The organism is Cryobacterium sp. 10I1 (genome assembly GCF_035019805.1).
GTDB classification, from domain to species: Bacteria; Actinomycetota; Actinomycetes; order Actinomycetales; family Microbacteriaceae; genus Cryobacterium; species Cryobacterium glucosi.
Genome location: NZ_JASJVF010000104.1, coordinates 1 through 10748 on the forward strand (window position 1 = coordinate 1; position 10748 = coordinate 10748).

11 protein-coding genes are annotated in these 10748 nt (G+C 68.9%); 2 read left to right on the forward strand and 9 right to left on the reverse strand.

Annotated elements, in window-relative coordinates; genetic code table 11:
* The 4 genes from QN345_RS10530 to QN345_RS10545 all read right to left on the reverse strand — a co-directional run.
* Window positions 1-1397: aldehyde dehydrogenase family protein (locus QN345_RS10530; RefSeq protein ID WP_323508634.1), on the reverse strand; the 1397-nt coding region annotated here is incomplete at its 3' end.
* Between the two features lie 10 nt (window positions 1398-1407).
* The gene (gene deoC / locus QN345_RS10535; protein WP_134445849.1) at window positions 1408-2427 is read right to left on the reverse strand and encodes a deoxyribose-phosphate aldolase; all 1020 of its coding nucleotides are present in this window, start codon (window positions 2425-2427) and stop codon (window positions 1408-1410) included.
* A 63-nt stretch (window positions 2428-2490) separates the two neighbouring features.
* Window positions 2491-3441, reverse strand: coding sequence for a sugar-binding transcriptional regulator (locus QN345_RS10540; protein ID WP_134445850.1), 951 nt, complete (start codon window positions 3439-3441; stop codon window positions 2491-2493).
* A gap of 190 nt (window positions 3442-3631) precedes the next feature.
* Complete coding sequence (locus QN345_RS10545) at window positions 3632-4855, reverse strand: MFS transporter (protein ID WP_323508635.1); 1224 nt, start codon at window positions 4853-4855, stop codon at window positions 3632-3634.
* Between the two features lie 40 nt (window positions 4856-4895).
* On the opposite strand from QN345_RS10545, the gene QN345_RS10550 reads away from it, so the two are divergent.
* On the forward strand, window positions 4896-5591 hold the full coding sequence (locus QN345_RS10550) for a maleylpyruvate isomerase family mycothiol-dependent enzyme (protein WP_322188174.1): 696 nt from the start codon (window positions 4896-4898) through the stop codon (window positions 5589-5591).
* 42 nt (window positions 5592-5633) lie between these two features.
* Here QN345_RS10550 and QN345_RS10555 read toward each other — a convergent pair whose 3' ends face one another.
* The 5 genes from QN345_RS10555 to QN345_RS10575 are packed head-to-tail and all read right to left on the reverse strand — an operon-like array spanning window position 5634 to window position 9156.
* On the reverse strand, window positions 5634-6584 hold the full coding sequence (locus QN345_RS10555; protein ID WP_241975390.1) for a bifunctional riboflavin kinase/FAD synthetase: 951 nt from the start codon (window positions 6582-6584) through the stop codon (window positions 5634-5636).
* Entirely contained in the window at window positions 6581-7069 is a 489-nt protein-coding gene (locus tag QN345_RS10560; protein ID WP_134445853.1) for a hypothetical protein, read from the reverse strand. The genes QN345_RS10555 and QN345_RS10560 overlap by 4 nt, the downstream gene beginning before the upstream one ends.
* A gap of 37 nt (window positions 7070-7106) precedes the next feature.
* Window positions 7107-7475, reverse strand: coding sequence for a hypothetical protein (locus QN345_RS10565; protein WP_322188176.1), 369 nt, complete (start codon window positions 7473-7475; stop codon window positions 7107-7109).
* Complete coding sequence (truB, locus tag QN345_RS10570; protein ID WP_322188178.1) at window positions 7472-8476, reverse strand: tRNA pseudouridine(55) synthase TruB; 1005 nt, start codon at window positions 8474-8476, stop codon at window positions 7472-7474. The genes QN345_RS10565 and truB overlap by 4 nt, the downstream gene beginning before the upstream one ends.
* Window positions 8473-9156 (reverse strand): TetR/AcrR family transcriptional regulator, encoded by a 684-nt coding sequence (locus QN345_RS10575; protein ID WP_241975391.1) that lies wholly within the window; start codon window positions 9154-9156, stop codon window positions 8473-8475. Before QN345_RS10575 ends, truB begins: the two co-directional genes overlap by 4 nt.
* Before the next feature lie 94 nt (window positions 9157-9250).
* Here QN345_RS10575 and QN345_RS10580 point away from each other — a divergent pair, with 94 nt between their 5' ends.
* Window positions 9251-10675, forward strand: a complete 1425-nt coding sequence (locus QN345_RS10580; protein ID WP_241975392.1) for a DHA2 family efflux MFS transporter permease subunit — start codon at window positions 9251-9253, stop codon at window positions 10673-10675.
* The last annotated feature ends 73 nt before the right edge of the window (window positions 10676-10748 follow it).

Here is a 10748-nt window from a genome sequence, read left to right on the forward strand (position 1 = left end):
CCTTCGCGGCCGTAGCCCGACTCCTTGTAACCGCCGAAGGGGCTCGCGGGGTCGAACCGGTTGAAGGTGTTCGCCCAGATCACACCGGCGCGGAGCCGGTCGGCGACGGCGAGGACGCGGCTGCCCTTGTCGCTCCAGATCCCGGCGGAGAGACCGTACGGCGTGTTGTTCGCCTTCGCGATCGCCTCCTCGGGGGTGCGGAACGTCAGCACGGAAAGCACGGGGCCGAAGACCTCGTCGCGGGCGATGCGGTGACTCGTCGACACATTGGTGAAGATGGTCGGCCGGAACCAGAACCCGTTCTCCGGCAGGTCGCAGTCGGGACTCCAGCGTTCGGCGCCTTCGTCCTCGCCGATGGCGGACAGTTCGGTGATGCGCTTCAGCTGGTCTGCGCTGTTGATTGCACCGATGTCGGTGTTCTTGTCGAGCGGATCGCCGAGGCGCAGCGTCGAGAGGCGCTGCTTGAGCCGGTCGACGACCTCGTCGTGGATGCTCTCCTGGACGAGCAGGCGGCTGCCCGCGCAGCAGACGTGGCCCTGGTTGAAGAAGATCCCGTTGACGATGCCCTCGATGGCCTGGTCGATCGGAGCGTCGTCGAAGACGATGTTCGCCGCCTTGCCGCCCAGCTCGAGAATGATCTTCTTGTCGGTCCCTGCGACGGCGCGGGCGATGGCCCTGCCGGCCCCTGTCGAGCCGGTGAAGGCGACGAGGTTGATGCCGGAGTGGCCGACGAGCGCCTGCCCGGTCTCGCGGCCCCCCGTGACGATGTTCACGACGCCGGCCGGCAACTCGGCCTGCTGGAGGATCTCGGCGAAGAGGAGCGCGGTGAGCGAGGTGGTCTCCGCCGGCTTGAGGACGACGGTGTTGCCCGCGGCGAGGGCCGGGGCGATCTTCCACGCGAGCATGAGCAGCGGGAAGTTCCACGGGATCACCTGGGCGGCGACGCCCCGCGCCGCGGGGTTGACGCCGAGGCCGGCGTGGTCGAGCTTGTCCGCCCAGCCGGCGTAGTAGAAGAACCAGGCGGCGACGAGGGGGATGTCGACGTCACGGCTTTCGGTAATCGGCTTGCCGTTGTCCAGGGTCTCTGCAACGGCGAGCTCGCGGGCGCGCTCCTGCACGAGACGTGCGATCCGGAACAGGTACTTGCCGCGGTCGCTGCCAGAAAGGGTCGACCAGCGCCGTTCGAATGCACGACGGGCCGCGGCGACCGCGGTGTCGACATCCGCCGCGTCGGCGTGTGCGATCATGGCGAGCTGCTTCTCGGTCGCGGGGTTGATGGTCTGGAAGGGCTCGCCGCGGCCGGCGACGAATTCGCCGTCGATGAAGAGTCCGTATTCGGGGCGGAGGTGCAGCAGCGCCTGGGACTCCGGCGCGGGAGCGTAGTCAAGAAAGCTCATCGTGGTTCCTTCAGTCGATCGTCACGTAGTCGGGGCCGGAGTAGTGTCCATCGCGCATCTTCTGCCGTTGCATCAGCACGTCGTTGAGCAGGCTTGAGGCGCCGAAGCGGAAGAGGCTCGGCGTGAGCCAGTCCTCGCCGACGGTCTCGGCGACGGCGACGAGGTACTTGATGGCGTCCTTCGAGGTGCGGATGCCACCGGCCGGTTTCACGCCGACCCTCGCGCCGGTGAGGCGATGCCAGTCGCGCACGACCTCGATCATCGAGAGGGTCACGGGGAGTGTGGCCGCGGGCTGCATCTTGCCGGTTGAGGTCTTGATGAAGTCGCCCCCGGCGAGGATGGCGAGCCAGGAGGCGCGGCGCACGTTGTCGTAGGTGTTGAGTTCGCCGGTCTCGAGGATCACCTTGAGGTGGGCGACACTGCCGTCGGCGCGGCGGCAGGCTTCCTTGACGGCGACGATCTCGTCGTAGACCTGGCCGAAACGACCGGAAAGAAAGGCCCCGCGGTCGATGACCATGTCGATCTCGTCTGCGCCGGCCGCGACGGCGTCGGCCACGTCGGCGAGCTTCACCGCGAGGGAGGCGCGGCCGCTCGGGAAGGCGGTGGCGACGGAGGCGACGAAGATGCCCTGGTCGCGACCGGCCGCGTGTGCGGAGCCGAGCGCCTCGACGGTGTACGGGACCATGTCTCCGTAGACGCAGACGGCGGCGACGCGGGGGCAGCCCGGGTCACCGGGGTCTGGCGTGAGCGCCTTGCCGACGAGGGAACGAACCTTGCCCGGCGTGTCGGCGCCCTCGAGGGTCGTCAGGTCGATCAGGCCGATGATCGTGTCGATCGCCCGCTTCTTCGAACTCGTCTTGATCGAGCGCGTGCCGAGGGCGGCGGCACGCTGTTCGAGCCCGACCGCGTCGATCCCGGGGATCCCGTGCAGGTAGCGGCGGAGGTTCGCGTCTGTGGCCTCGCCGCCGATGAGGGCGAGGGCACGGGACCTCGTCGACGGCTGGGTCGCGACCACTGGGATGCTTGTCATGAAATGTCCTCGCAGGGTGGTGGTGGGTGTCACGGGGGCTCCGGGCGCCTGAGGGCGTTCCGGTCAGTGGGTTTCGCCCAGGACGGCCAGGGCGGTGTCCTCGTCGGTGACGAGCACGGTGCAGAGGCCGCTGGAGACGATGGCGCGGGCGACGGCGTGTTTGGTGCTTCCCGCGATCACGGCGATCGCGGTCGGTGCCCGTCGCAGTTGTTCGAGCCGGATGCCGATGGTCCGCTCGTCGAGCTCGAGGTCGACGATATGGCCGTCCGCGTTGATGTACCGGCCGACGATGTCTCCGACGGCGCCCTTGCGCACGAGTTCGGCGACCTGGTCGGCAGTGAGGTAGCCGCTGTCGACGAGCGCCGAATTCTCGTCGGCCTGGCCTGCGCTGAACAGGTAGGCGGATGCCGCGCTGCCCAGGTCGAGGACCGTCGCGACGGCGCGGTCGGATTCGATCGCGAGCTTGGTTTCGACGCGCTCGAGGATCGCGGGACTCGGCAGCAGGGTCGCGGAGCCGAGCGCTTTCTGCGCGATCGTGACCGCGGTCGCCGCGGCCGTTCCCTCCCGCCGGTTGAGGCTGACGCCGCCGTTGATCTGCACGACGTTGACGCCGCGCGCCCAGCCGGGCTTCAGGCCCTGGGCCACCTCGTGCAGGGTGCGGCCCCAGCTGATGCCGAGGGTCGCCGGAACAGGACGGAGCGCAGTGAGGTAGTCGGCGGCGGCCTGGGCCGCCCGGGACTGCAGTTCCTCGTCGGTGGAGACGCCGGCTGCGGAGACGACGACGGCGTCGCTCAGCCCGGTGTGTTCCCGCAGGCGACGCTCGACGATAAGGCGGCGGGCCCGCGGGTGCACGATCTCGATCCGGATGAAGCCGCTCGCCTTGGCCTGCGCAAGGAGCCGGCCGACCTTCCAGCGGGTGAGCCGGAGGACGGCGCCGATCTCGTCCTGGGTCTTGTTCTCTTCGTAATAGAGTTCGGCGGCGCGGATGGACAGCAGTTCGTCTGTATCGATCACGCGGTCCTCCGTTGGCTCCCCATCCAGCGTAGGACGCCTCGACGCACGCCTCAACTGTTGTGGGAAATCTTGCTCACATGAGCAGAGCCGCATCGGTGCCTTGCTGCGACCCCCGACTCCCTCCTGAGGTGTCGCATATCGAGGTTCCGTGGCCCAGGAACGTCGATATGCGACACCTCAGCCCACGTGGTCAGCGGGAACGGTCGAGGTCGTCTTTGAGGAGATGCGGGCGGGCGATCACGCGCGCGGCGAAGCCCACGGCGAGGCCGGTCGCGATCAGGAACCAGATCGGCCAACTCCAGCCCCCCGTGAGCTGGTGCAGAACGCCGACGACAAGCGGCCCGAGGGCGCCGAGGGTGTACCCGACGCTCTGGACGAACCCGCTGAGCGCGACGGAGCCCTCGTGGGTGCGCGTACGGAGGTTGATCAGCACGAGCGCGAGCGGGAAGTAGAGCGGGCCGAGGCCGGCGAGCAACACCCAGAGAACCGTGAGCGTGCCCGGTGCGAGGAGGAGACCCACGTCTCCGGCGATGAAGGCGAACATTCCGACGTAGATCAGGAGGCTGAGGTTCTTCATCCGTACGGCGAGCCACGGCACGACGAGCGCGCACGGCAGTCCGACGGCGGCGTAGAGGGAGAGCAACGTCCCGGCCTGGCCGGGGCTGATCCCCGCGGTCTGGGTGAGCATCAGCGGAAGCCAGGCGAAGAGCGCGTATGCGTTGAGCGACGACGTCCCGAAGACGACGGCGATCGCCCAGGCGATCGAAGAACGGCCGATGCGGGCCAGCAGCACCGGCTCGGCCTCCGGAACCGCCGGCGGGGCGCTCTGCGACATCCGGTGCCGCACGAGCATGGTGGCCCAGGGCACGAGGGCGAGGAGCGCGGGGATCATCCACATGCCGAGGGAGACCCGCCAGCCGGCGGCATCCGCTACCGGGACCGCGATGAGAGGCGGAACGAGGGTGCTCAGAGACAGCACCGTGACGTAGAGGGAGGTCACGAGGCCGACCCGGTCGGGGAAGTACTTCTTGACGAGCGGGGGCAGCAGCACGTTACCGGCGCCGAGACCTGCGAAGGTCACGATGCTTCCGCCGATGAGCCAGGTCAGGGAACCCGCGCTGCCACGGAGGAGGTGACCGGCGAGGATTGCGACAAGGGCGACGACAACGACCCGCTCGAGCCCGATGCGGCGCGTGAAGACGGGAGTGGAGATGCCGAAGACCGCGAAGCAGACCGGCGGGAGCATGCCGAGCACGCCGATGGCGAGCGCCCCGAGCGGGACGTCGACGCTGATCGCCAGGACGATCGGAGACAGCGCCGCGACCGCCGTGCGCAGGTTGGCCGCGACGAGGAGGATACCCAGAAGCGCGAGGGTTCGCCCGGCCCAGAGACCGCGGATCGGGGTGGGGTTCACCGGCCAAGTCTATTCACCGGGCGAGTCTAGGCTGGACGTCATGCCCGACATTTCCCAGTACCTGCCGTTCAGCCGCAAGCCCCAGGTGGACGACACCGGGACGACGTCCGACTGGAGCGCGGATATCGCGGCGACCCTGACCGGAATCGCCGGAATCCTTGAGACGCTTTCCGCGGAGGAATGGGAGACGCCGAGCCTCTGCGGCGGCTGGCGGGTGCGCGACGCGGCCGGGCATCTCGTCTGGCGGGTCGGGACCCCGACGCGGGAGCTGCTCGGCACCGGGTGGACGGCACTGCGGGAGCAACTGCCGAACCTGAGTGTGGACCATGCCGTCGACACCCTCAGCCGCCGGGCCGCCGAGGCAGAGCCGGCTGAGCTCATCGCGTCGCTGCAGACCACCGCCGCCGAGTACGCCGCGGGGCGGGTGACCGCCCGGGGGCGGCACGGCATCACCGAACTGACGGAGGTCGCCGTCCACGGACTCGACCTGGCGCATCCGCTCGGCAGGGCCCTTGAGGTCTCGCCGGTCGCGCTCGGCGCGGTTGCCGTGCGCCGGGCGCTGATGGCACCCACCCCGGTCAAGGCGGTCGTGCGCCGCCGCACGCTTGTGGCGACGGATGCCGGCTGGCGCGTCGGGCGCGGAGCCGTGATCGAGAGCACGGCCGTGAACATCGTGCTCTTCCTCTTCGGCCGGGAAGGCTTCACACCGACCGGGCCGCGCTCCCCCGCGGCCTAAGCCCTGAGCGCTGAGCACTGAGCCCCTGCAGCGCGCTCGCTTTCAGTGGCGGGTCGAGCCGGCGAGGAGAGTGCGGATCTGGTCGACGTCTGCCCGCATCTGCAGGATCAGCGGATCGATTCCGGTGAACGCGACCATTCCGCGGATCCGGTCGACGAACGACACCTCGACGACGTGACCGTAGAGGTCGAGCTCCCGGTCGAGTACGTAGGCCTCGACCTGCTTCTGCGCGACCCCGTCGAAGGTCGGATTGTTGCCGACCGAGATGGCGGCCGGGTAACGATCCGCGCCGTCGGTCAGCCAGCCGGCATAGACGCCGTCGGCAGGAATGAGCCCCTCGGACTCCGCGGAGAGGTTGGCCGTCGGGAACCCGAGTTCGCGGCCCCTGGCCGCGCCGTGCACGACCTCGCCGCGCACGGTCGGGGTGTGGCCGAGCAGTTCGCCGGCAGCCCTCACATCACCGCTCGCGAGCAGTTCCCTGATCCAGGTCGACGAAACCCTGCGCACCCGGTCGGGCTTGACATCCTCGATCAGGTCTACGGCGAAGCCGAAGCGTGCGCCGAGCTCGGTGAGCAGGGCCACGTCACCGGCGCCGTGCGCGCCGAACCGGAAGTCCCTGCCGACGAGCACGTGCCGGGCGTGCAGTCCGTTCACGAGGACGGTCTCGACGAAGACCTCAGGCGGCAGGCTCGCGAGGTCCCTGGTGAACTCGAGCACGAGGGTGCAGTCGACGCCGGTCTCTGCGAGCAGCCGGAGCTTCTGCTCGGCGCTGATCAGGAACGGCGGGCACTTCTCTGGGGCGAGCAGGGCGAGCGGATGCCGGTCGAAGGTCACGACGACCGCCGTGAGCCCCTGCGTTCCGGCGATGTCTTTGAGCCGGTCGATCACGGCGCGATGGCCGGCGTGGACGCCGTCGAACTTCCCGATCGTGACCGCGGAGCCGGAGGTGGCGGTTTCGAGCGGGAGGGAGCCGATGCCGGAGAGGACCTTCACGAGCTGGCCTGTCGACCGGCCTGGCCCTGTGGTCGTGCCGGGCCCTGTGGACGAGCAGGGCGGTGGCGGACGAGCCACATCATCCCGAGGATCGGAAGCACGAGCGGGATGAAGAGATAGCCGCTGCCGAAGACCGACCAGACCGAGTCGTGCGGGAAGAGCGCGGGGTCGACGATGCTCAGGGTGCCGACGACGAGCACGCCGAGAAGCTCGAAGGAGATGGTCACCCACGCGACGCGGTACCAGCGGCCGCTGCTGCGCACGAGCGCGATGGTCGCGACGATGTACACGACCGCGGACAACGCAGACAGCGAGTACGCGAGCGGCGCCTGGTCGAACTTGGAGGCGATCTGCACGAACGACCGCCCGGTCGCGGCGAGCGCGAGCAGCCCGTAGACGGCGATCAGCAGGCGTCCGACGCCGGTGACCCTGCGCTTCTGCGGTCCATCGACGACGTTCTCGGCTGCGCTCTGTGGTCCGGTCATGGCCTGTTAATTATCGCAGCTTGTGGGAGCGAGACTCTCACAAGCCCTGCACTGTCCAGATCTGGAACATCCGGTACACCATGACCGCGATCGCGAGGCACGCGCCGCCGAGAATGACCGTGCTCCAGCGGCTGCGTTCGATGAGCGCCCAGGCGGCGGCGACGACGGGAACGATGAGGGCGCTCACGAGGTAGGTGTAGAACTCGAGCAGGCTGCCGCTCGCCGTGTTCCCGGCGAAGGGTGCCGCGATCGAAACGACGAGTTGCCCGACGAGGAGCAGTTCGACGAGCGCCGTCGCGCCCATCGTGAGGTCGTTCGGGACCCGGCCGAACAGCCCGAGAAACAGGCAGAGCACGCCGGCGAGCACCGCGACACCGACCTGGAGCCAGGTGAACCACTCGATCACGAGGACTCCCCCGCTGCGGCCTCGTCGGGCGGGAAGTTGATCACGGTGCGGGCTTGGGTGCCCCGAAGCTCGACGAGGCCGACGAGCCGGCCGCCGGGGGCGATCGCGGCGAGCGGAGCCGCGGTCCCCGCTGCCCCGGTATCCGCGATCTCGGTCGTGACCTCGATACGTTTGCCGTGACCGAGGTCGATCGCCTGTTGTTCGGTGAGGTCGAGGCGCCCGAGCACACGCGTCGCGGCATCCGCCGGCCTGATGAGAGCGGCGGCGACGTCGAGCTCCGCGAGGGGCTGGGCGTTCTCGATGCGGAACGGGCCGATGCGGGTGCGGCGGAGCGCGGTCAGGTGCCCTCCGACGCCGAGCCCGGCGCCGAGGTCGCGGGCGAGGGCCCGGATGTACGTGCCGGAGGAGCACTCGACGCGCACCTCGAGGTCGAGGAAGCCGTCGACGGGCGTGCTCGAGAGCAGTTCGAAGGCGGCGATGGTGACAGGCCGGGCGGGCAACTGCACGTCCTCCCCGTCGCGGACGCGGGCATACGCGCGCTTTCCGTCGACCTTGATCGCGCTCACCGCGCTCGGCTGCTGGCTGATATACCCGGTCAGCCGGGCGATTCCGGCCGCAATGGCCGCGGGCTCGATGAGTGCGACGGATGCCTCAGGCGCGCGGGAGACTTCCTCGCCCTCCGCGTCGTCCGTGGTCGTCGCCGAGCCGAGCCGGATCGTGGCCAGGTATTCCTTGTCGAGCCCGACGATGAAGGTGAGCAGTCGGGTCGAGCTGTTGATGCCGAGGATCAGCAGGCCGGTGGCCATCGGGTCGAGGGTGCCCGCGTGGCCGACTTTGCGGGTGCCTGCGAGGCGCCGCGTGCGGGCGACGGCGTCGTGGCTCGTCCAACCCTGCGGCTTGTCGACGAGGAGCAGGCCGCTCGCGGTGGAATGCACCCGCGCGCTGTTTCGGGACGACGTCTCGTCGTTGGGTTCGGTCTCGCGCTCGATGTCTGCACTCATGAGTGTGTCCCTGCAGTGCCGGTCGGGGCGGACATGGCGTGCGAGGCGTGCGAGCCTGTCGCGTCGAGCACGACGTCGAGCTTGCCCCGGAAGGCGCACCGCATCAGCTCCTCTGCGGCCTCGTCGTCCTCGAAGATGTCCGGGAGCCGGATGGCGAGCAGGGTGTTGAAGAGCATGCCGTTCGCGAGGAAATCGCGGATGATCTCCGGGGGGAACCCGGCTTCGTCGCGCAGCATCCGGTAGATCTGCAGGAAACCCTCCCTGGCCTTGGCGCCGATCACCGGGTCATGCCCGGTGATGAAGGCCTGCATGAGCGAGAGCAGGATGCCGCGGTCCTCGATCAGGTCGACGTATGCGGCCCCGAGACGGGCGACGAGCGAGTCGGCGTCGTCGTCGCCGGCCGGCTGGGGCTCGGCAAGGACCACGCGAAAGGTCGTGATGAGTTTGTCAAGAGCACGGGCGACGACCTCGAGGAAGAGGTTCTCCTTCGTGCCGAACATCCGCACGACGTACGGCTGGCTGATCCCGGCGGCCTGCGCGACCTGGTCGGTCGTGGCACCGGAGTATCCACGTTCACCGAAGACGCGGCTCGCCGCGGCCAGGATCTGTTCCCTGCGCAACGCCGCGGGGATTCGTTCGGTGGTCGTTTCTTTGGCTGCCGTACCGGATTCTTCACTCACTCTTGACATGGTATCCGCGAATAACTATTGTCTCTATTTGTAATCATTCGATTACAACATTCCATGCTTCTTCGCCCCCTCGATTGGATACCACGTGTCCCAGCCCATCACGCGTCGCGTCCCGATCTGGCTCGCCATCGTCGCGTCCTCACTCCCCATGTTCATGGCCACCCTCGACAACCTCGTCGTGACCGGTGCCCTCCCCGTGATCAACCGAGACCTCGGCGCTTCCATCGAGGAGCTGCAATGGGTGATCAACGCGTACTCGCTGAGCTTCGCGACCTTCATGCTGATGGCCGTCGCCATCGGCGACCGCTTCGGCCGGCGAACCGTCTTCCTAGCCGGGATCGCGATCTTCACGGTCGCCTCCGCGCTCGCCGGTCTCTCGACAGAGCCCTGGCAGCTCATCACCGCGCGGGCGATCCAGGGTGTCGGGGCCGCTGCCCTGATGCCGTTGTCGCTCACCCTCCTCGTCGGCTCGGTCAGCGAGAAGCGCCGCCCGGCCGCGATCGGTATCTGGGGCGGAATCTCCGGCCTCGGCGTCGCACTCGGCCCGCTCATCGGCGGCGCCGTCGTCGAAGGCTGGAACTGGCAGGCCATCTTCTGGTTGAACGTCCCGCTCGGCGTGATCTCGATCCCACTCGCCCTGGTCGCCCTGCCGAACAGCTTCGGGGCCAGGGTCCGGGCGGATGTCGTGGGTCTCGTCCTCGCCGGGGTCGGCGTCTTCGGTCTCGTCTACGGCATCGTTCGCGGCAACGACGCGGGCTGGACCAGCCTCGAGGTCCTCGGCGCGCTCGCCGGCGGCGCGGTCCTGCTCGCGGCCTTCATCGCCTGGGAAGCCCGCACGCCTGACCCTTTGCTGCCACTCCGGCTGTTCCGGGACCGCAGCTTCACCGTCGCCAACCTCGTCGGCCTCACCTTCAGCTTCGGCATCTTCGGGTCCATCTTCATCCTGATCCAGTTCCTGCAGATCGTGCAGGGGCACACCCCGCTCGAGGCCGGCCTGATGACGATGCCCTGGACCCTCGCGCCCATGGTGATCGCCCCGCTCACCGGCCTGCTCAGTCCGCGAACGGGCACCCGGCTTCCGATCGTGCTCGGACTCTCCTTCCTCGCCATCGCGATGGGCTGGCTGGCGGTGGAGATGAGTGCGACGGTTGCATACATCGACCTCGTGCCCGCGTTCCTCCTCGCTGGCGTCGGAATGGGACTCGTGTTCGCGCCGAGCTCCACGGCAGTGCTCGCGAACATGGTCCCGAACGACCACGCGAAGGCGACCGGAACCAACTCGACCCTGCGCGAGATCGGCGTGGCGCTCGGCGTCGCGGTCCTCACGGCCGTCTTCACGGGTGCCGGAGGAGAGCTGACCCCGACCGGCTACGTGGATGCGGCGGTCCCGGCGATCGTCGTCGGGGCATCCGTGCTCGGTCTGGCCGCCCTGATCGGGCTCGCCCTGCCCCACGGTCGCCGTGCGCCCGCAGCGACTCCCGTCCCCGAGCCCGCCACCCTCTCCGCCTGACCCTTCCGGTAGCTCGCGAGAGTACGTTTTTGGCCCTTAAGAACGGGTTTTAAGGGCCAAAAGTGTACTCTCG

What these genes read in the sequence shown, in the direction of transcription:
- deoC (WP_134445849.1), bottom strand. Translation starts at nt 2,427, where the DNA reads ATGACAAGCATCCCAGTGGTCGCGACCCAGCCGTCGACGAGGTCCCGT.
- QN345_RS10550 (WP_322188174.1), top strand. Translation starts at nt 4,896, where the DNA reads ATGCCCGACATTTCCCAGTACCTGCCGTTCAGCCGCAAGCCCCAGGTG.
- QN345_RS10560 (WP_134445853.1), bottom strand. Translation starts at nt 7,069, where the DNA reads ATGACCGGACCACAGAGCGCAGCCGAGAACGTCGTCGATGGACCGCAG.
- truB (WP_322188178.1), bottom strand. Translation starts at nt 8,476, where the DNA reads ATGAGTGCAGACATCGAGCGCGAGACCGAACCCAACGACGAGACGTCG.